At 61.3% G+C, this 20,022-nt stretch carries 15 protein-coding genes and 2 pseudogenes; 6 read left to right on the top strand and 11 right to left on the bottom strand.

Features of this window, described 5'->3' with window-relative positions; genetic code table 11:
• Positions 1-207 precede the first annotated feature (207 nt).
• Positions 208-1,412 (top strand): annotated as a pseudogene (locus DFR48_RS19465) (IS256 family transposase).
• Positions 1,413-1,480: 68 nt separating this feature from the next.
• Here DFR48_RS19465 and DFR48_RS19460 read toward each other — a convergent pair.
• The 7 genes from DFR48_RS19460 to DFR48_RS19430 all read right to left on the bottom strand — a co-directional run bounded on the left by DFR48_RS19460 (position 1,481) and on the right by DFR48_RS19430 (position 10,319).
• Complete coding sequence (locus tag DFR48_RS19460; protein WP_114364886.1) at positions 1,481-2,977, bottom strand: amidase; 1,497 nt, start codon at positions 2,975-2,977, stop codon at positions 1,481-1,483.
• Between the two features lie 13 nt (positions 2,978-2,990).
• Entirely contained in the window at positions 2,991-3,812 is an 822-nt protein-coding gene (locus DFR48_RS19455; protein WP_114364885.1) for a sulfite exporter TauE/SafE family protein, read from the bottom strand.
• A gap of 3 nt (positions 3,813-3,815) precedes the next feature.
• Positions 3,816-5,198 (bottom strand): M20 family metallopeptidase, encoded by a 1,383-nt coding sequence (locus tag DFR48_RS19450; RefSeq protein ID WP_114364917.1) that lies wholly within the window; start codon positions 5,196-5,198, stop codon positions 3,816-3,818.
• Between the two features lie 9 nt (positions 5,199-5,207).
• Positions 5,208-6,863, bottom strand: a complete 1,656-nt coding sequence (locus DFR48_RS19445) for a dipeptide ABC transporter ATP-binding protein (RefSeq protein WP_114364884.1) — start codon at positions 6,861-6,863, stop codon at positions 5,208-5,210.
• The gene (locus DFR48_RS19440) at positions 6,863-7,765 is read right to left on the bottom strand and encodes an ABC transporter permease (RefSeq protein WP_114364883.1); all 903 of its coding nucleotides are present in this window, start codon (positions 7,763-7,765) and stop codon (positions 6,863-6,865) included. Before DFR48_RS19440 ends, DFR48_RS19445 begins: the two co-directional genes overlap by 1 nt.
• Before the next feature lies 1 nt (position 7,766).
• Positions 7,767-8,684, bottom strand: coding sequence for an ABC transporter permease (locus DFR48_RS19435; RefSeq protein ID WP_114364882.1), 918 nt, complete (start codon positions 8,682-8,684; stop codon positions 7,767-7,769).
• A gap of 117 nt (positions 8,685-8,801) precedes the next feature.
• Positions 8,802-10,319 carry an ABC transporter substrate-binding protein gene (locus tag DFR48_RS19430; RefSeq protein ID WP_114364881.1) on the bottom strand — a complete coding sequence of 506 codons (1,518 nt, stop codon included), beginning with the start codon at positions 10,317-10,319 and terminating at the stop codon, positions 8,802-8,804.
• Between the two features lie 174 nt (positions 10,320-10,493).
• Between DFR48_RS19430 and DFR48_RS19425 the strand changes: the two genes are divergently transcribed.
• On the top strand, positions 10,494-11,186 hold the full coding sequence (locus DFR48_RS19425) for a GntR family transcriptional regulator (RefSeq protein WP_114364880.1): 693 nt from the start codon (positions 10,494-10,496) through the stop codon (positions 11,184-11,186).
• Between the two features lie 38 nt (positions 11,187-11,224).
• Here DFR48_RS19425 and DFR48_RS19420 read toward each other — a convergent pair whose 3' ends face one another.
• Both DFR48_RS19420 and DFR48_RS19415 read right to left on the bottom strand, forming a co-directional pair.
• Positions 11,225-13,543 (bottom strand): transketolase-like TK C-terminal-containing protein, encoded by a 2,319-nt coding sequence (locus DFR48_RS19420; protein WP_114364916.1) that lies wholly within the window; start codon positions 13,541-13,543, stop codon positions 11,225-11,227.
• A gap of 200 nt (positions 13,544-13,743) precedes the next feature.
• Positions 13,744-14,757: a 1-aminocyclopropane-1-carboxylate deaminase gene (locus tag DFR48_RS19415; protein ID WP_114364879.1), complete on the bottom strand. Its 1,014-nt coding sequence runs from the start codon at positions 14,755-14,757 to the stop codon at positions 13,744-13,746.
• Positions 14,758-14,916: 159 nt separating this feature from the next.
• On the opposite strand from DFR48_RS19415, the gene DFR48_RS19410 reads away from it, so the two are divergent.
• Together DFR48_RS19410 and DFR48_RS19405 are read left to right on the top strand one after the other, a co-directional pair.
• Entirely contained in the window at positions 14,917-15,381 is a 465-nt protein-coding gene (locus DFR48_RS19410; RefSeq protein WP_114364878.1) for an Lrp/AsnC family transcriptional regulator, read from the top strand.
• Between the two features lie 165 nt (positions 15,382-15,546).
• A protein-coding gene (locus DFR48_RS19405; protein ID WP_245415667.1) for an IS5 family transposase occupies positions 15,547-16,379 on the top strand; the annotation gives its coding sequence in 2 pieces (ribosomal slippage) (positions 15,547-15,646 and positions 15,646-16,379; 834 coding nt in all).
• Between the two features lie 32 nt (positions 16,380-16,411).
• Here DFR48_RS19405 and DFR48_RS19400 read toward each other — a convergent pair.
• Positions 16,412-16,718 (bottom strand): annotated as a pseudogene (locus DFR48_RS19400) (IS6 family transposase); the annotation flags it as partial.
• 305 nt (positions 16,719-17,023) lie between these two features.
• Here DFR48_RS19400 and DFR48_RS19395 point away from each other — a divergent pair.
• Positions 17,024-17,827, top strand: coding sequence for a creatininase family protein (locus DFR48_RS19395; protein WP_114364877.1), 804 nt, complete (start codon positions 17,024-17,026; stop codon positions 17,825-17,827).
• Between the two features lie 8 nt (positions 17,828-17,835).
• Here the strand turns inward: DFR48_RS19395 and DFR48_RS19390 are convergent, their stop codons facing one another.
• Complete coding sequence (locus DFR48_RS19390; RefSeq protein ID WP_114364876.1) at positions 17,836-18,795, bottom strand: LysR family transcriptional regulator; 960 nt, start codon at positions 18,793-18,795, stop codon at positions 17,836-17,838.
• 162 nt (positions 18,796-18,957) lie between these two features.
• Between DFR48_RS19390 and DFR48_RS19385 the strand changes: the two genes are divergently transcribed.
• Positions 18,958-19,962: an ABC transporter substrate-binding protein gene (locus DFR48_RS19385; protein ID WP_114364875.1), complete on the top strand. Its 1,005-nt coding sequence runs from the start codon at positions 18,958-18,960 to the stop codon at positions 19,960-19,962.
• Positions 19,963-20,022 lie beyond the last annotated feature (60 nt).

The following is a 20,022-nucleotide window of genomic DNA, read 5'->3' as shown; positions in this document are numbered from 1 at the left end:
CTCATCCATACGCAGATCAGCGCTGGGCCGGGGTTCTTGCCGACGGTGAATTCCCGGAAGATGCGCCGGATGTTGTTGGCCTCCTCGGAATGAGCATTGCAGAGCCGGATCGTGTCCCAAGGCGTGGTGTAGCAGGGTAGCGGTGATCACCAGTGTTTTTCCGGTAGGGTCGGGTTGTTCAAGACCAGCCTTATGGAAAGATCACCGATGACCGACGACATGATGAACCTGCGCTCACTCGTTGAGAAGAGCGCCGACGCTGATTTGCTGCGGGATATGATCGGCTTTGCTGCCGAGAAGCGGATGGCGCTGGAGGTCGGCACGAAGACCGGCGCGGGCTATGGCGAGAAGAACGCGTTCCGGCTTGCCCAGCGCAACGGCTATCGCGACAGGGACTGAGGGACTGGGAGACACGGGCGGGCACCGTCGAGCTGCGCATTCCGAAGTTGCGCACAGGCAGCTATTTCCCGAGCTTTCTTGAGCCACGCCGGATGGCCGAGAAGGCCCTGACGGCGGTGATCCAGGAAGCCTATATCCAGGGCGTTTCGACCCGCTCGGTCGATGATCTGGTCAAGGCCATGGGCATGAGCGGCATCTCCAAGAGCCAGGTGTCCCGGCTCTGCGAAGAGATCGACGAGAAGGTGAAAGCCTTTCTCGACAGGCCCATCGAGGGGGAATGGCCCTACCTCTGGATCGACGCGACCTATCTCAAGGTCCGGCGCGGTGGCCGTGTCGTCTCTGTCGCGGTCATCATTGCGGTGGGCGTGAACACCGACGGTCGACGCGAGGTGCTTGGCATGGAAATCGGCACATCAGAGGCCGAAGCGATCTGGACTGAGTTTCTTCGAAAGCTGACCAGACGGGGACTGCGCTGCGTCAAGCTCGTCGTCTCCGATGCGCATGAGGGCATCAAGGCAGCCGTGTCGAAGGTGCTCTCCGCCACCTGGCAGAGGTGCCGTGTCCACTTTATGCGCAGTGCGCTGGCCCATGCTGGAAAGAGCGGACGCCGGGCTGTCTCCGCCTTCATCGCCACGGCCTTTGCCCAGGATACACCGGAGGCTGCAAGCACCCAATGGCGCAATGTCGCCGACCAGATCAGGCCGAAGGTGCCGAAGCTCGCCAGTCTCATGGACAGCGCCGAGCAAGACGTGCTCGCCTACATGACCTTTCCCAGACAGCATTGGGCAAAACTTCACAGCACCAATCCAATCGAGCGTCTCAACGGCGAAATCAAGCGGCGCACAGAGGTCGTCGGCATCTTTCCCAACGACGACGCTATCGTCAGACTGGTTGGTGCACTGCTGCTCGAACAGAATGACGAGTAGGCCGTCCAACGATCCCGCTACATGACACTGGAAACCATCAACCAAATGAGCGATGAACCGCTCATCAGTCTGCCAGCGGCAAGCTGATCCATTCCCGGCTCTGTCCGGAAGGCACGGCGATTGCCGAAGCTACACCACGCAATGGGACACGGTCGTTAAAAGCCCATGAAGCCTTCGCAGTCGGCCAGTCTCGGAGCCGTCTTCAGCGTCTCCAAATCAATCATGGGAACCCCAAGAACAGGGTCGCCCGCAAAGATCTCCTCGATCACGGTCGCCACCTGCAGCACGCCGGCGTCATCATGCCGGCGGCCGACGATCTGCAGCCCGAAGGGCATGCCGAGCGCGTCTCGGCCGACGGGGATGGTGATCGACGGATGGCCGGCCAGCGTCGAGGCATAGGCCATGGCCAGCCAGTGATAGTAGTTTTTCGTCGGTTGCCCGTCGATCTCGGTCGGATAAAGCTCGTGCCAGTCGCGCGGGCTGATGGTCACGGCCGGGCAAAGGACGTAGTCATGGCCTTCGAAAAATCGTTGCCAGTCGCGATAGAACCGGCCCTGTTTCACCAGCGCATCGGCGATATCGAGCGGGCCATAGCTTAGACCCTCCTCGACATTGGCGCGGACGTTCGGGCCGATCTTGTCGGGGTGGGTTTGCAGCAGCGTGTGGTGCAGGCCGAGAAACATCACGCCGCGAAGTACGGAAAAGATGCGATCGGCATCGGTGCAAGCGGGATGGGTCTGCTCGACCCTGCCGAGATGGTCGGACAGCCGCGCCACCACCCGGCCAAAAGCCTCGCGGATCACCCTTGATGTCGGCGCAAAGCCAAAATCCTCGGTCACCGCGATCCGCAGAGTTGCCAGATCCGGGCGCCGGCCCTGGCCGAAGCGATCGGCCTGCCACGGCGTCTGCCCGTCTATGACCACGGTATAGGGGTCGAGGCGATCCGGCCGCGCCATGACCGACAGCATCAGCGCCACATCGGCGACGCTGCGCCCCATCGGCCCGCTGGTCGAAAGATGCATCAACGCCATGGCGCGCGTATCGCCGGGAACAACACCGGGCGACGGGCGGAAGCCGACGACACCGCAGAAAGCCGCCGGGTTGCGCAGGCTGCCGCCCGTATCCGAACCGGTGGCCAAGGGTGCCATGCGGGCCGCCAGAAGGGCTGCCGAACCGCCCGACGAGCCGGCTGCGCTTTTCGTCGTGTCATGGGGATTGGCCGTAACGCCATAGACGGCGTTGCGGGTATTGCCGCCGGCGCTCCAGTCCGGATTGTTGGTCTTGCCAATGGGAATGGCGCCGGCCCGACGCATAGCGGCAACAATGGCATCGTCCTTTACCGCGATATTGTCGCGAAAGATCTCCGAGCCGAACGTGGTCGGCAGACCCTGGACGTCGATCATGTCCTTGACCCCGAAGGGCAGGCCATGCAGCGGACCGAGCGCCTCATGGCGCATCACGCTCTGCTCGGCCTGGCGCGCCTCGGCGAGGACCCGGTCGAAATCCTGCGCCACCACGGCATTGACCGCAGGATTGAGCTGCGTCACGCGCTCGATACAGGCCTCGGCCAGTTCGACCGGCGACAGGCGGCGCAGCCCGATCAGCCGGCGTGCGTCCATCGCATCGAGATCGGCAGGATGGGTCTTGCTCATGGCGATACCTTTTTCACGTCGAGAGAGCGCCAAGCCCCTTGATCAGCATATTGAGAGCCATCAGTAAGATGAACACGGCGAAAATCCGCTTGAGCATTGCGGCTGGAAGGTAATGCGCCAGCCGGACCCCGAGCGAGACCGTGGTCATCGAGATGGCGACGATGGCGACCAAAGCCGGCAGATTGACGAAACCGATCGTGTAGGGCGGAAGACCGGGAAGCCCCCAGCCGGCAATCAGAAAACCTATAAAGGACGGCACCGAGATCAGCAGCCCGAGGCCCGAGGACGTGGCCACCGCCTTCTGCACCGGCATGCCGTAGAGCGTCATTGCCGGCACACCGAAGGAGCCGCCGCCGATGCCCATCATCGCCGAGAAAAAGCCGATGACCAGACCGTAGATGCTGGCCAGCATCCGGCCCGGCAGGGTGTCAGACAGTTTCCAATAGGTTCGGCTGATCAGCATGTAGAGCCCGAGCAGCAAGCCGATCACCCCGAAGATCACCGAGAGATTGGCCGAGCGCAGCGAAGCGGCACCGGCCACTCCGGCCAGCGCGCCGATAGAAATTGCCGGCCCCCAGCGCTTCAGCACGGACCAGTCGACCGCGCCGCGGCGATGATGCATCAGAACCGAGCGTGCCGAATTGAAGATGATGGTGCCGCTGGAGGTTGCGACACAGACCTGCATCAGGCGGTCGCTCTCATAGCCGAGGAACTCGAAGACATAATAGAGGGCCGGTACCAGGACGACTCCACCGCCGATCCCGAGCAGGCCGGCGACCAGGCCGGACAAGGCGCCCGTTGCGGCCAGGAAGACGAAGAGCAGAACGAAATCCATCGATCAGGCAATCTGCTTCAGGCTTTTGGCATTCTCGGCGATATCGAGGAACAGCGCCGTCATGATTTGCATGCCTTCACGGGCAATCGGCACCAGCGCATGCTCGTTGGGGCCGTGCTGGCCGCATTCGGCATGGGAGTGCGGAATCCAGATCGTCGGCAGACCAAGGATGTCGGTAAAGGCATCGTTGGGCAGCGAACCAGCCAGATTGGGCAAGACATGCGGCCGCCTTCCCGCCGTCCGCGTGAGCGAGTTTTCGACAAAACGCACCCAGGGATGATCCGGTGAAAAACGGGTGGCCCGGAAGGCTTCGCCGCGAGCGGGGCTTACCTCGACCATGGGAAAACCATGGGCATCGAGATGACGGCGCAGGGCGGGAATGATGTCGTTGATGTCGGTGCCGACGACGAAGCGCAACTGGCAGGTGGCCCGCGCCGAGCCCGAAATGGCATTCTGCGGCGCATCGATATTGCCGCACGACATGGCGAGCACGGCAAAGGAATTCCAGCCGAAGACGCGCTCGCTCGGCGTCAGGTCGCTCTCGCCCCATTCGGCATCGTGACGGCACGGCGGCAGATCACTGAGCGTGGCGCGGATATCGGGCGTCAGGCTGGTCGGGCGCCATTCGGGAATTTGTATCTGGCCGCGCGCATCGGTGATCGTCGAGATTGCCTGGGCCAGGATGATGGCGGGATCGGCCAGCAGTCCGCCGAAATTGCCGGAATGGTGATCGCCGTCCCGCAGATCGACCATCAGGTTGATCGACATGCCGCCGCGCGACCCCATGAACATGGTCGGCGTGTCGACCGCCAGACGCGGGCCGTCCGAGGCGATCAGCACATCGGCCACCAGCCGCTCCCGGTTGGCCGTGAAGAATTCGCGCAGCCCGAAGGAACCGGTCTCCTCGGCCATTTCAAGAACGATCCTGGCATTGAAACCGAGCCGGCCCTTTTCGCGGATCAGCAGTTCCAGCGCCTTGATGTTGATGAGATGCTGGATCTTGTTGTCGGCCGTGCCGCGGCCATAGAGCTTGTCGCCCTCCCGGATCAGGGTGAAGGGCTCGAGGCCCTCCCGCCAGCGATGGGCCTCTCCGTTGCAGACATCGCCATGCCCATAGACCAGAATCGTCGGCAGGCTCTCCTCCTCGATGCGGCTGGCGATCAGCAGCGGAGCGCCACCCTCGCGGGGATTGTCGAAAATCTCGACGGCAAAGCCCATGGCCGACAGCAGTGGCTGCATGTCCTCCTGCAGATAGGCGTAGAGATCCTCCCGCCGCCCTTCCGACTGGCTGACGGAGCGGCGCGCCACGAGGGCGGCCAGATCCGCGACCAGCCCTCCGTCATCGACATAGTGGGCGGCGGCTTCGATCAATTGTGTTCTGTCCATGGAATGCATTTACCTCGCTGCGTCGGCAGGCCCAAGCGCTGCCATATCTGGCGCCTCCCAGCCGCGGCCAGGCATGGCGGCGAGCAGTTGGCGCGTATAGGAATGTTGCGGATTGCCGAAAACGTCGTCGACCGTGCCATATTCCACCACCTCGCCTTTCGACATGACGAGGATATGGTCGGAAATCTCGGCCGCCACACGCAGATCGTGGGTGATGAAAATCACCGTCAGGCCAACGGCCTTGCGAATGTCATCGAGCAGCTTCAGCACGTCCTTCTGCACGGATACGTCGAGCGCCGACACGGCCTCGTCGGCGATCAGGATTTTCGGCTCGACCATCAGGGCGCGGGCAATCGAGATGCGCTGACGCTGGCCGCCGGAAAACTGTGCCGGATACCGGTCGAGCGCATCCTCCTCCAGCCGGACGATCTTCAGAAGTGCTCGGGCCTTTTCCATGGCTTGGCTTCGCGGCACGCTGAAATTGACTGGCCCCTCGACCAGCAGGTCGCCAATCTTGCGGCGCGGATTGAGCGAGCCATAAGGATCCTGAAAGACGATCTGGATATGTTTCCTGAAATCGCGGCGACCCGCGGCCGTGGTCGTATCCAGCCTCGAACTGCCGATCCAGACGGACCCTTCGTCAGGCTCCACAAGCCCCATCAGGCACCGCACCAGCGTCGTCTTGCCGGAGCCGGATTCCCCGACGATGCCCAGCGTCTGGCCTTCCAGAACGGTAAAGTCCGTCGGCTTGACGGCATGCACCTTGCGGGCCGACTTGAACATGGTCCGGGCGGTCGAATAGGTCTTTTCGATGCCGGCGACCCTAAGCGCGATTGGCCCGGACATATCAGGATTGCCCTTGATGCCATGACGTTTCGGCACCGCATCGATCAGCATGCGCGTATAGGGATGGCTTGGGTTGTTGAGCACCTGTTCGGCGGTGCCCTGCTCCACGACCACGCCCTTCTGCATGACCAGGACGCGATCGGCGAGTTCCGCCACCACGTCGAAATCATGGGTGACGAACAGGATGCCCGCCTTGCGGCTTTCCTTCAGCGCCTTGAACATGTCGAGGATCTGCGCCTGCGTCGTCACGTCGAGCGCCGTCGTCGGTTCGTCGGCGATCAGCAGGCGCGGCTCCATGGCGAGCGCAATGGCAATGACGATGCGCTGGCGCTGACCGCCCGACAATTGATGCGGATAGGCATGGTAGAGGCGTTCGGGATCGGGAAGACGCACTTCCTTGAGAAGCGCCAATGTGCGGGCCCGACGCTCGGCCCTGGACATTTGCGCATGCGCCTCGAAGACCTCCTCGATCTGGTTGCCGACCGTGTAGCACGGGTTGAGCGCGCTCATCGGCTCCTGGAAGATCATGCCCATGCGGCTGCCGCGCAAACCGGCATGCTCGGCCTCGGACAGCTTCAGCACGTCGCGGCCTTCAAAGAGGATTTCGCCCGCCGACGGTTTCAGGACTTTCGGCAGAAGGCCCATGGCGGCAAAGGACGTGATCGACTTTCCGGAACCGGATTCCCCGACGATGCAGAGGATTTCCTTCTCGTGGATGTCGAGCGACAGGTTGCTGACGGCATGCGGGCGATCGCCGCCCTTCGGCAAGTCTATCGTCAGGTTGCGGATCGACAGGACGGGTGTGGCTGTGTGGGTCATCAGTTCCTGCCCTCCGGCGCGGTCACGTCGCGAATGCCGTCGCCCAGCATGTTGATGGAAAAGACCAGGATGAACAGAGCGATACCGGGAATGGTGATCAGCCAGCTTTCAAACAGCAGCATTTCCTTGCCTTCGGAAATCATCAGCCCCCAGGACGGTGTGGGCGGCTGCACGCCAAGCCCGAGGAAGGACAGTGCCGACTCCAGGATGATGGCATGGGCCATTTCGAGCGTGACGATGACGATCAGCTGGTTCATCACATTCGGCAGCACATCCTTGAGCAGGATACGCGGCAGGCTGGCGCCCAAAACTTCGGCTGCGGCGATATAGTCCATCTGCCGCACCTGCATCGTGGCGCTGCGCAGCACGACCGCGAAACGGTCCCAAAGCAGCAGTCCAAGCACAGACACGACGACGGTCAGCGATCCGCCGAACAGCGCCACCACGGCCAGCGCCACCAGCGTCGCCGGCAAGGCCAGCCGGACCGAGACGATGAACATGACCACCGCATCGACCTTGCCGCCGAAATAGCCGCCGAGAATACCGAGCGTCGTGCCGATCACGGCGGAAATCAGGGCCGCGGTAAAGCCGATCAGCAGGGAGACGCGGGCCCCATAGATCAGCCGCGACAGGTAGTCCCGGCCCAGCGCATCGGTGCCGAGCAGGTGCTTCCAGTCGCCGCCCAGGAACACCGGCGGAGCAAGCCGCGCCAGCAGATCCTGCTTGTAGGGATCGTATGGGGCGATCAGCGGCGCGAAAAGGGCGGTAAGGCCAACAAACAGCAGGATCAGGAAGCCGACCATGAAGCCGCGATGTTTCAGCGCCTTGCGGGCCAGCAGACGGGATGGAGTCGGCGATGCCGCGCGAAGTCCGGGGTTGATGGTGAGGGACGTGTTGTTCATGTCAGGCAGTCCTCAAGCGGGGATCGAGCCATGCGTTCAAGACATCGGCGAGGAACGTGAAAGCGATGTAGAACATCGCGAAGATCAGGATGAGCGCCTGCATCGTCGGCAGATCATTACGGGAGATCGATTCCCAGGCGAGGTAACCGGCACCATGCAGCGCGAAGATGGTTTCCACCACGACCGACCCGCCGAACATAAAGCCGAGCTGCACCGCCGCCAGGCTGACCACCGGGATGATGGCATTGCGCAGCGCGTGCTTGAACAGAACCCGGCGTGGCTTGATGCCCTTGGCTCTTGCCGTGCGGATGTAGTCCGCCGACAGCACTTCCAGCATGCCCGCCCGTGTAAGCCGCATGATAGCCGGCGTCGCGAAGTAGCCGAGCACGATCATCGGCAGGATATAGCCGGTCCATTGCCGCGTTCCCGAGGCCGGCACCCATCCCAGATTGACCGAGAAGACAACGATCAGGATAAGGCCGAACCAGAAGCTCGGGATCGCCTGTCCGACGACGGCTACGCCGAGCGCCAGCCGGTCGATCAACGTGTTGGGAAAGGCGGCGGCCACAACCCCCATGGGAATGGCGAGCAGCAGGGCGAAGCTCATGCCGAGAAAGCCGATGGTCATGGTGACAGGCAGCCGTTCGGCGATCATGCCCGAGACCGGGGTCTTGAAATAGTAGCTCATGCCGAAATCACCGGAGAGCGCGCGCATCAGCCAGTCGGCATACTGAACGAGCAATGGCCGGTCGAAACCGTATTGGCTGCGGATCGCCGCGACCACCTCTCCTGAAGCCCCCTCGCCGGCAATGGCGATCGCCGGATCGCCGGCCATGAACAGAAGAATGAAACTGATGAAGGACACCGTCAGCGCAACCAGCGCCGCCATGCCAATCTTGGTCAGGACAAATTTCAACATCTGAAACCCTCAAGCAGGCGGCCTTGCGGCTCCGCGATCTCGACATGCCTCTAAAACAAGAAGCTCGAATCCGGGCCGGGCGCCGCTGAACAGCCTCCCGGCCCAGGGATACAGATGTTACTTCCAGCCGATTTCGTAGAAGCGGACCAACTCATCCGGGGTCGGGGTGAAGGCGATTTCGCCGCTCATGACGTAGTTGGTGGAGTAGTTCCACAACGGCACCCAATAGGCCTTGTCGGCGATCACCGACAGCGCCTGGGTATAGAGCGTCTTGCGCTCGGCCGGATCGATCGAGGAATCGGCCTTTTCCAGCAGATCGGACAGGCTCTTGTCGCGGGCGTCATCTTCGCCGCCCATGGTGAAGAACTCGCTGGTAATGGCCGAGACATCGGCAATCGAGTTGGAACCCCAGGTCAAGAAGGAGATCGGCACGCCTTCCTTGATGCGTTTTTCGCGCAGCGCCGCGTATTGCATGTAGTTGAGGTTGGCCTTGACGCCGATCTCGGCCAGCATGCCGATCATCGCTTCGGCCAGCGGTCGGTCGCGATAGGCATAGAGTTCAATCTCGAAACCGTCGGGATAGCCGGCTTCCGCCAGCAGCGCCTTGGCCTTCGCCGGATCGTAGGCATAGGTCGTAACAGCCTTGTCGCAGCCGAACTGGCTGGGCGAGCAGGCGCTGTTGATCACTTCCGTCGTGCCCTTCATCAGCGCTTCGACGATACCGTCGCGGTTGATCGCATGGTAGATCGCCTGCCGGACCTTGAGATTCGTCATCGGGTTCTTGTCGCCCGAGCGACCGGCCGCATCGAGCGAGAGATAGCCGACGCGCATGGTCGGGGCATTGATCACCTGGAAGCCGTCCCGGCCCGCCATCTTGCCGGCCTGGTCGGAGGGCACCTGCCAGACCAGATCGATCGTGCCGTTGAAAAGCTCGGCCATCTGCGTGTTGATGTCCGGGATGGTGCGAATATCGATAGTGCCGACCTTGGCCTTCGGCTTGGCGGCGGCGAAATAGTCCTCGTTGCGCTTCAGCACGAAATGCTTGCCGGGTTCGACGCTCTCGAATTTGTAGGGACCCGTGCCGATCGGCTTGGTGGCGACGCCGGCCGGGCCGACGGCTTTGTAGTATTCATCTGGATGGATGATGACCGGGCCGGCCAGATATTCGAGGGCGGCCGGGAATGGCCCGTTGGTGAGGATGCGCACCTTGAACTGGTCGATTTTTACGGCCTGCTTGATCCATCCCGTCGCCACCTTGTTCTTGGCGCCGTTCTTGGGGTCGATGGTGAAGTTCAGCGTGTAGACGACATCATCGGCGTCGAAGGCCTCGCCGTTGTGGAACTTGACGCCTTCTCGCAGCGTGAGCTCCAGCGTTGTGGAATCCACCCATGTCCAGCTGGTCGCCAGATTGCCGACATACTCTCCGGTTGCCGGATTGCGACAGAGAAGGCCGTCCCAGGCGGCATTTCCGAGCAGGATGCCCTCGCGCGCGGTGTTGAAATAGGGATCGACATGCTCGAGTTCCTTCGCGAACGCGATGGAGACCGTATCGTCCGCCTTGCCGGCCCAGGCCGCGGTGGCAAACAGGAATGCGGGCAGAAGAGCGACTGTAGCCGCCGTCATTGTCAGTTTCATTCTCGTTCCCTCTGATTTTGCCTATTATTTAGGCTTTCTTGACAGCTATTTATACTGTACTCCATTCTTATTCTTTGTATACAATATTATTAGATTGCACACACATCACGATTATTGCATACGTCCGCTTGTCAAATCCCCCGGATCACACGACAATGCGTGTGGAGGAGCGATATGAATTCACCCGCATCAAAAACGCCGACCGCCGACGTGCTTTACGAGCGCATCGAGACGATGATCGCCGAGGGGCATTTCAAGGATGGCGAGCGCCTCGACGAAATGCGCCTCGCCCGGGATTTCGGCGTATCGCGCACGCCCCTTCGTGAGGCGCTGCGTCTTCTGTCGGCCACCGGACTGGTCGAGCTCATTCCCAACCGCGGCGCCTTCGTGCGCCAACCCGATTTCACCCGTCTTGTGGAAATGTTCGAAGTGATGGCGGAGGTCGAAGCCTGGTGCGCGCGGCTGGCGGCCGGCCGCATCACCAAGGCACAACTGCTGCTTCTGCGCAAAGCCGCCTCCGCCTGCGAGGCGGCGCTTCAGGCGCAGGACTACAAGCGCTATTATGCCGAGAACGCTACGTTTCACACCATGATCTACGAGGCATCCGGCAACGGCTTCCTGGCTGAGGAGGCCGCCAACCTGCACCGGCGCCTCAAGCCCTTCCGGCAGGCGCAGCTCTCCTTCGGCGACCGCCTGTCTCGGTCGATGATGGAACATCGCGAAATCCTGCTGGCCCTTGAAGCCGGCGATGCGGCGCGCGCCGATGCCGTGATGCGCGACCATATCCGTGTCCAGGGCAGTATCTATGAGGAATACCGCCAATCGATGAGCGGAGAGCGCGAGATCGCCGACCGGCAAGCCTCGTGAAACCTGCCGCCGATTTCGGGCAGCCGCCTCGCCGAACCTCATGGGCATAGCAGAAGCTCGGAAACCGCAGCCCCTCGCGTCAACCCCGACACCGTCCTGACGATACCCGCCTTGTCGATGCCATAGTGCCGATAGAGGTCCTGCACCGTGCCGGTCTGGCCGAAATGCTCCACCCCGAGCGGTATCGTCCGGTGGCCGCGAACGGCACCCAGCCAGGCAAGCGCCGCTGGGTGTCCATCGGTGACGATGACCAGGGTGCAATGGGACGGAAGGCCGGCGAGCAAGGTCTCGACATGGCCGGACGCCCGACTGACGCCGCGGCGCCGCGCCCGCTGGGCCGCGGTCCAGCCGGCGTTCAGGCGATCCGCGGATGTCACAGCCAGCACGCCGATATCCCGTCGGCTCTCGCCGAGCAGCCCGGCGGCCGCGATCACTTCCGGCGCGATGCAACCCTGATAGACCAGCACGACATCGGCATTCGGCCCCGGCGGCTTCAGCCAATAGCCGCCATCGATGACGCCTTGGCGGAAAGCCGGACCGCCACGCGGCGCCGGCTGTTCGAGCGGTCGTGTCGTCAGCCGCAGATAGACCGAACCGCCCGTCTCGTCGCGCAGCCAGGTGCGCTCGTCCGGCTGACCGTCGCCATCGCGCTGCATATAGTCGAACGACCAGTCCATGATGATCGCGAGTTCGTCGAGGAAGGCCGGCTCGAAACTCGCCAGCCCGTCCTGGCTGATGCCGATCAGCGGTGTGGCGATCGACTGATGCGCGCCGCCCTCCGGCGAAAGCGTGATGCCGGACGGCGTGCCGACGATCATGAAACGGGCATCCTGATAGCAGGCATAGTTCAGTGCATCGAGACCGCGGCAGATGAAGGGATCATAGACCGTGCCGATCGGCAGCAGGCGCTCGCCGAACAGCGAATGCGAAAGGCCGGCGGCGGCCAGCAGCAGGAAGAGATTCATCTCGGCAATGCCGAGTTCGATATGCTGCCCCTCCGGCGAAAAATGCCATTTTTGCGCGGACGGCACCCGCTCGTCGCGAAAGGTATCGGCCCGCGCGTCGCGCGCAAACAGGCCACGCCGGTTGACCCAGGGGCCGAGATTGGTCGAGACGGTGACATCCGGGGCGGTGGTCACGATGCGGTCGGCGAGTGCCGTGTCGGTCTTGGCCAAAGCGTCGAGGATCTTGCCGAAGCCGGCCTGGGTGGACAGAACGCGGTCCTCCAGCAGGACCGGCCCCTCTGTCGCAATGCGCTCCGCCTTGAAGCGTCGCGGCCCCGGCTCGAAGAACGGCACGCGGGAAAGGAAGGCCCTTGCATCGCTGCTGTCGGCCATGGTTGAAAACAGGTCCCATTCCGTTCCGGGCGCAACCTGCATTGCCGACTGGAACTCGGCCATCTGGTTCGTGGTCATCAGGCCGGCATGATTGTCCTTGTGACCGGCAAGCGGCGTGCCCCAGCCCTTGATCGTATAAGCCAGGAAGACCGTCGGCCGGTCGTGGTCGATACTGTCGAACACATCGGTCAGCGCCTCCAGGCAATGGCCGCCGAGATTGTTCATGAGTTCGGCCAGTTCGGCGTCGGATCGGCGCTCAATCAGCGCGGTGACATCGCCCTGGTCGCCGATCTCGTCGAGCAGCCGACGCCGCCACGCGGCCCCACCCTGAAAGGTCAGCGCTGCATAAAGCTGGTTCGGGCAGGCGTCGATCCAGTCCTTCAGGCGCGCTCCACCCGGCTCGGCGAACGCGGCGTTCTGCAGCGCGCCGTATTTGACGATGACGACATCCCAGCCGAAGGCCTTGAAAATGGCCTCGATGCGCTGCCACAGACCTTCGCGCACCACGCCGTCGAGGCTCTGGCGATTGTAATCGATGACCCACCAGGCATTGCGCAGATCATGCTTCCAGCCTTCCTGCAGGCACTCGTAGACATTGCCTTCATCCAGTTCGGCATCACCGACCAGGGCGATCATCCGCCCGAGTGGACGCTTCTGCGCCCAGGGTCTGGCGGCGATATAGTCCTGCACCATCGAGGCAAAGGCGGTGACGGCGACGCCGAGGCCGACCGAACCGGTGGAGAAATCGACATCGTCGATATCCTTGGTGCGGCTCGGATAGGACTGCGCGCCACCGAAGCCACGGAAATTCTCGAGCTTCTCGCGCGTCTGGTTGCCCATCAGATACTGGATGGCATGAAACACCGGCGAGGCATGCGGCTTGACCGCAACGCGATCTTCCGGGCGCAGCGCATGAAAATAGAGCGCCGTCAGGATCGAGGCCATCGAGGCCGAGGAGGCCTGATGCCCGCCGACCTTGACCTCGCCCTTCTCGCGCAGGTGATTGGCGTTGTGGATCATCCAGCAGGCGAGCCACAGGACCTGCTTCTCGATGGACTTCAGAATTGCGATATCGGTGCTTGTCACGGTCGACTCCCAGTCACGCGTTCACGCCTGATGAGGATCCGCCGGCGGCTTTTCGCCTTGCTCTGCTCGGATCCCGTTCCCATGTCTGCGCCGTTCGGCGGAACGATCATCCCGCCGAACGGCGTGGCTAGTGTTCAACCGTTGCGGAACGTGTAGGCATAGCCATTAATGGCCGGGGCGCCGCCGAGATGGGCGTAGAGTACCTTGGAGCCTTCCGGGAAGTAGCCCTTCTTGACCAGGTCGATCATGCCCTGCATCGACTTGCCCTCATAGACCGGGTCGGTGATCATCCCTTCGAGCCGGGCGCAGAGGCGGATGGCCTCCTTGGTCTCGTCGGACGGCACGCCGTAGACCGGATAGGCATAATCCTCGATCAGGATGATGTCGTCCGCCGTCAGATCCCGGCCGAGTTCGACGAGTTCGGCAGTGCGCCGGGCGATCTCCAGCACCTGGGCCCTGGTCTGAGCCGGCGTGAAGGAGGCGTCGATACCGATGACATTGCGTTCGCGGCCATCCTTGGCAAAGCCGACCGTCATGCCGGCATGGGTCGATCCGGTCACCGTGCAGACGACGATATAGTCGAACTTGAAGCCGAGTTCGGCCTCCTGCGCGCGCACTTCCTCGGCAAAGCCGACATAACCGAGGCCACCATATTTGTGCACGGATGCCCCGGCCGGTATCGGATAGGGCTTCCCGCCCTTGGCCTTGACGTCCTCGATCGCCTCCTCCCAGCTCTGGCGAATGCCGATGTCGAAGCCCTCGTCCACCATCTGCACATCCGCTCCCATGATCCGGCTCAGCAGAATATTGCCGACGCGGTCATAGACGGCGTCCTCGTGCGGCACCCAGCTTTCCTGCACCAGCCGGCACTTGAAGCCGATCTTGGCGGCGACGGCGGCGATCATGCGGGTATGGTTGGACTGTACGCCGCCGATCGAGACCAGCGTATCGGCATTGGAAGCGATCGCGTCGGGAATGATATATTCCAGCTTGCGCAGCTTGTTGCCGCCAAAGGCCAGACCGGAATTGCAGTCCTCACGCTTGGCATAGAGCTCGACCTTGCCGCCGAGATGCTCGGACAGCCGCTCCAGCTTCTCGATATGGGTCTGACCAAATGTGAGCGGATAGCGCTCGAATTTCTCCAGCATGGGATCCCCTTCTGCTTGCTGTGACACGGGGGAAACGCTACCATCGCATGGATGAAAGGTGCTCTCTAATTTGAACCGGATATTTCGTGATATCCTTTCATGGATCAGAAAGAATATACATAACTTTCATCTATATCGTTATTTTCGGAAGAATCTTTCATGACATCGGAACTGGACCGCATCGACCTGAAAATGCTCCGACTGCTGCAAAACAACGGGCGGCTCAGCAATGCCGAACTGGCGAAACTGGTCGATGTCAGTGCCGCGACCTGCCATCGCCGCACCCAGCGGCTATTTGAGGAGGGTTACATTAAGTCGGTCAGAGCCATGGTCGAGCCGCAGAAGGTCGACCGCGGTGCGCTGGTCATGGTCGGCGTGGTGCTGGATCGCTCGACGCCGGAAAGCTTCGGCACCTTTGAAAAGGCGGTCGCCAAGCTGAATTTCGTACTGGACTGCAATCTGGTTGCGGGCGATTTTGATTATTTCCTGAAGATCCGTGTGCGTGACATGGCAGATTTCAACCGCATCCATGGCACACAGCTGATCGCGCTACCCGGCGTGCGTCAGACCCGCACCTTTTTCGTGATGAAGGAAGTGGTCGACAATGCGCCGCTGAACTTTTGACAACTGCCTTCCCGCCTCGACCGAGCCGGGAGAATGACGGGCTCAGTGAATTAGCCCCCGAAAGGCACGGACATGCTCCCCCACTTAGAGGCCACCTCAAAAAGAGGTATGTGATTTCAAGCGCTTATGAGTCCTTCGGATTTGCGAAATCCGATGGAGAACATGATGGCCTGGAGCGAAATCACCCGTCGGCAATATGCCTGGCGAACGGCACGCTACGCAAGCGACATGACGGATCGGGAATGGGCGCTTGTGGAGCCTTTCTGCCGATGCCCCGCCCCTTGGGTCGTCCCCGGACCACGGATTTGCGCGAGGTAGTGAATGCGCTGCTTTACATCGCCACGACCGGTTGCCAGTGGCGCATGCTGCCGAAGGATTTCCCGCCCTGTTCAACCGTCCAGCGTTATTTCTATGAATGGCGGGCGCTGGGACTTTGGGCGCACATCAACCATCATCTGGTGATGGAAGCCCGCGAGCTGGAGGGTAGAGAGGCAAGTCCGACGGCCGGTGTGATCGATAGCCAGAGCGTGAAAACCACGGAAAGCGGCGGCATACGAGGCTATGACGCGGGCAAGAAGACCAAAGGGCGCAAGCGCCATATCATTGTCGATACGCTCGGCCTGATGGTCGGCCTCATGGTGCACAGCGCCGACATCCAGGATCGAGATGGTGCTCCCGATCTCCTGAAATCCATCCGCCACAGGTGGCCATGGTTGCTGCATGTCTTTGCCGATGGCGGCTATTCCGGCGACAAACTGAAGCGGCGACTGAAGAAAATCGGGCGCTTCACGGTCGAGATCATCAAGCGCTCAGACAAGGCGAAAGGCTTCGAAGTCCCGCCGCGCCACTGGGTCGTAGAGCGGACCTTCGCCTGGCTCGGCAGATGCCGCGGACTGGCCAGGGACGTCGAAAAATCCATAGCTTCAGCCGAGGCCTGGGTCATGATCGCCCACATCCGCCTTATGACCCGGCGTCTTGCAAGGTATTGCTACTACTGAGAGCTTTTCGAGTCCGACTCTCAGCTAAGAGCTTGAACCGGAACGTCGAGCACGTCACCATCGGCGTCAATGGCCCGCCATAACCAGAATTTCTTTCCGCCGATCATGATGACGGCCTCATCGAGGCACCATTTGTCGTTTGGCTTTGGCCGGTTCCTGCGAGTACTGCCGGCAAAATGACGACCAAAGCGGCTGATCCAAAGCCGCACGGTTTCCCGGCTGACAATGACGCCCGCGCTCCGCCAGAAGATCTCCCACATCCGCCGTGCTCAAGGCAAACCGGTGATAGGCCCACACAGCGCAGGCGACAACTTCACGCGGAAAACGAAACCCCTCCAGACGGGGAAACGCTCGGTAGTTTTATTTCGTCTCGATAACCGAAGCGCGGAGGTCAAACAACTTGGCGATGCCTCGAATACGTCTCCCTTGAACAGAGATTGCTCTAAAAAAGGCATCGCTATCGGCGCAAATTGATGCTTTTCCGATGACAAGCTGCGGCTTTATACGAAGTTCTTGGCATCGGACCTCGCGAGGGCTGGCGTGACTTGGAAGGGGTGGAGACGCCCCACCTCCTTGCATCGACAGTCGGCAGTGCAGCCATTGCAGTGATTCAATGCAGGTCAACAGCGCGGGAAGGAACCTCTATGGCACGACCATTCTACTGGAACGAACTGACCGCCTATGACTTCAAATCACTGAACCCGGATGAGACGATTGCCATCCTGCCGCTGGCCTCCACCGAGCAGCATGGTCCGCATCTACCGATTTCCACCGATGTGACGATCGCAAACGGAATGCTTGCCGAAGTACGCAGCATCCTGCCGCAGGACCTGACGGCGCTTGTGCTGCCGACGCAGGAGATCGGCAAGGCCAACGAACATGTTTACGGCCCCGGCACCCTGTCGCTTCCGGCCGGGCTCCTGATCGAGGCCTGGACCACGATCGGGCAGAAGGTGGCGGAAGCAGGCGTACGCAAGCTGGTGATGGTCAACTCCCATGGCGGCAATCTCGACATCATGAGCATCGTTTCGCGCGAAATGCGCGTTCGCTTCAGTATGATGGCGGTCGCCACGCAATGGACTCGCTTTGGCTATCCTGACGACCTGGTTCTGTCGCCCGACGAACAGAAATACGGCATTCACGGTGGCGAGGTGGAGACCTCGCTGATGCTCCACTTCCGTCCCGATCTGGTGAAGATGGAAAACGCGGATGATTTCCGGTCCAAGGCCGAGTGGATGGCCAGCAACACGAAATATCTTCAGCCGCTACCGCCACATTCGGTCGCCTGGATCGCGCATGACCTCAATCCGTTCGGCGTCGTCGGCAATGCCGCCGCCGGCACGGCGGAAAAGGGCGAGAAGATCGCAGGCCATATCGCGCGCGCCTTCGTCGACCTTCTTCATGATGTGAAGGCCTACCCGTTGAGCAATCTCTACTCGCCGAAATAGATCCCTGCCTATTCGTCCAGATTGACGCCCGGCCCGACGCTCTTGACGCCTTGCGCCGAAAGGCTGGCGAGCAGCGATGACAGTTCGGCAAGCAGGAACTCGACGAAGAGGCTTGTGGCACTGTCGAGCGGGGTACGCGCACGCGCGAAAACCTTCATCTGTTGCACTTTCACATGCGGATCGGAAAGCGGCCGAAAGGCGAGCTCGCCCCGCTCACACTCATGAATGATATCAAGCGGGTTCATGAGCGAGACACCTGCCCCCGCCCGAACGAACTGCTTGACCGCCTCCGTCGTGTTCGTCTCGATGACGGGCTCGACCGGAACGGAGAGAGGTGCAAAGGCAAAGTCGATAACCTCGCGCAGGCTCAGAGACTTCATCACCAGAACCAGCCGCTCCTGAAGCAGTTCGGCGAGGCTGACCTGGGCTTGCCGCGCAAGCGGGTGTCCCGGCGGCAGGACTGCGCCGATCGGCACGTCGAACACGGCCAGCGTACGGATGCCCGGAGACGCCGGAATGTTGAGGCCGATGCCGATATCCACCTCTCCGACGCTTACCGGGTTGAGCGTGGTCCCGGAGCCGATGTCATTGCGTATGAATATCTTGACCCGCGGATGCCGCGCCAGGAATTTCGAGACGATCACCGGCATCGGACCGGCGGCAAGCCCGGTCGTCGTGACAATGCGCACCTTGCCCGCGTCCGGCATCTTCAGGGCTTTGACGCGAGACTCGAGCCGCTGATAGCTCTTGATGACGTCGCGGATATGTTCGACATAAAGCTCACCCGCCGAGGTCAGGCGCAGGCCGCGCGGCAGGCGCTCGAACAAGGCGGCGCCGATTTCGTCCTCGAGTTCGATGATCTGCCGGTTGATGGCGGAGGAGGCAACATTCAGCTTGGCCGCGGCCTTGCGAATGGACCCAGTGCGGGCAATTTCGTCGATGTAAAGCAGTTTGCGAGAATGAAGCACCTGTGTTCCTTTTCTCGATTCCTGTAAGCGGAGCGCTTCCTGACATAGCGCAAAAAGGCATCAATGCGAACGAATTTTGATGCTTTTCAAAGAGCGTAACGCCAGCGCACTATCCTGCTGCAGCGCAAAAGCGCCTTCCAGATAAAGCAGGGAACAGTCTTGATGTCGCACTTCCTCAAATCTCTCGCCGCCTCAGCGGCAGTTTGCCTGTCGGCGAGCCTCCCCGCGCACGCGCTCGACAAGGTCTCCTTCGGAACGAACTGGCTCGCCGAGCCGGAGCATGGGGGCTATTACCAGGCCGTCGCCGATGGCACTTACAAGAAGCACGGGCTGGACGTGACGATCGTGCAGGGTGGCCCGAACGCCGCCAACAGCGCACTTCTGATTTCCGGCAAGATCGAATTCTACATGGGCGGCGAAATGGGTTCGCTCAACGCGGTCAAGCAGGACATTCCACTGGTGGATGTCGCCGCCATGTTCCAGAAGGACCCGCAGGTCCTGATGGCCCATCCCGACGAGGGCATCGAGACGTTCGACGATCTGGCCAAGGCCAGCGCCATTTTCATGGGCAAGGACGGGTATCTCACCTATTTCGAATGGATGAAGGTCAACTTCAAGGGCTTCCAGGACGAGCAGTACAAGCCCTATAACTTCAATCCCGGCCCGTTCATCGCCGACAAGAAGTCGGTGCAGCAGGGCTATCTGACCTCAGAACCCTATGCGGTTGAAAAAGAGACCGGCTGGAAGCCCAAGGTATTCCTGCTCGCCGACAATGGCTTCAGCCCCTATTCGACCACAGTGTCGGTCAAGGCCGACCTGATCGCGTCCAATCCGGACCTGGTCCAGCGCTTCGTCGATGCCTCGATCGAGGGCTGGTACAACTATCTCTACGGCGACAACAAGGCGGCCAATGATCTGATCAAGAAAGACAATCCGGAAATGACCGATGAGCAGATCGCCTTCTCCATCGCCCAGATGAAGGAGCATGGCATTCTGGAATCGGATGAGGCTCTAACCAAGGGCATCGGCTGCATGACCGACGAGAAGTACAAGAAGTTCTTCGATGAGATGGTCAAGATCAAGCTCTTCGACGCAGGCATGGACTACAAGAAGGCCTTCACCACGCAGTTTGTCTGCAAGGGCGTCGGCATGTCCCTCAAGAAGTAATTTGCAAGAGCAAATCTCCGTTCCCGATCGTTCGGGAACGGAGAGACCAGATCCAGCTTA

It is taken from the genome of Ciceribacter lividus (assembly GCF_003337715.1).
In the GTDB taxonomy this organism is placed as follows: Bacteria; Pseudomonadota; Alphaproteobacteria; order Rhizobiales; family Rhizobiaceae; genus Allorhizobium; species Allorhizobium lividum.
The sequence above is the reverse complement of the archived record's forward strand: the minus strand, read 5'-3'. Positions and strand labels throughout refer to the sequence as shown.

Excerpts from the sequence above, each read along its gene's own strand:
- DFR48_RS19385 (WP_114364875.1), top strand. The coding sequence starts at position 18,958 with ATGTCGCACTTCCTCAAATCTCTCGCCGCCTCAGCGGCAGTTTGCCTG.
- DFR48_RS19425 (WP_114364880.1), top strand. The coding sequence starts at position 10,494 with ATGAATTCACCCGCATCAAAAACGCCGACCGCCGACGTGCTTTACGAG.
- DFR48_RS19460 (WP_114364886.1), bottom strand. The coding sequence starts at position 2,977 with ATGAGCAAGACCCATCCTGCCGATCTCGATGCGATGGACGCACGCCGG.
- DFR48_RS19420 (WP_114364916.1), bottom strand. The coding sequence starts at position 13,543 with ATGATCCACAACGCCAATCACCTGCGCGAGAAGGGCGAGGTCAAGGTC.
- DFR48_RS19455 (WP_114364885.1), bottom strand. The coding sequence starts at position 3,812 with ATGGATTTCGTTCTGCTCTTCGTCTTCCTGGCCGCAACGGGCGCCTTG.
- DFR48_RS19440 (WP_114364883.1), bottom strand. The coding sequence starts at position 7,765 with ATGAACAACACGTCCCTCACCATCAACCCCGGACTTCGCGCGGCATCG.
- DFR48_RS19415 (WP_114364879.1), bottom strand. The coding sequence starts at position 14,757 with ATGCTGGAGAAATTCGAGCGCTATCCGCTCACATTTGGTCAGACCCAT.
- DFR48_RS19435 (WP_114364882.1), bottom strand. The coding sequence starts at position 8,684 with ATGTTGAAATTTGTCCTGACCAAGATTGGCATGGCGGCGCTGGTTGCG.
- DFR48_RS19450 (WP_114364917.1), bottom strand. The coding sequence starts at position 5,198 with ATGGACAGAACACAATTGATCGAAGCCGCCGCCCACTATGTCGATGAC.
- DFR48_RS19410 (WP_114364878.1), top strand. The coding sequence starts at position 14,917 with ATGACATCGGAACTGGACCGCATCGACCTGAAAATGCTCCGACTGCTG.
- DFR48_RS19395 (WP_114364877.1), top strand. The coding sequence starts at position 17,024 with ATGGCACGACCATTCTACTGGAACGAACTGACCGCCTATGACTTCAAA.
- DFR48_RS19430 (WP_114364881.1), bottom strand. The coding sequence starts at position 10,319 with ATGAAACTGACAATGACGGCGGCTACAGTCGCTCTTCTGCCCGCATTC.
- DFR48_RS19445 (WP_114364884.1), bottom strand. The coding sequence starts at position 6,863 with ATGACCCACACAGCCACACCCGTCCTGTCGATCCGCAACCTGACGATA.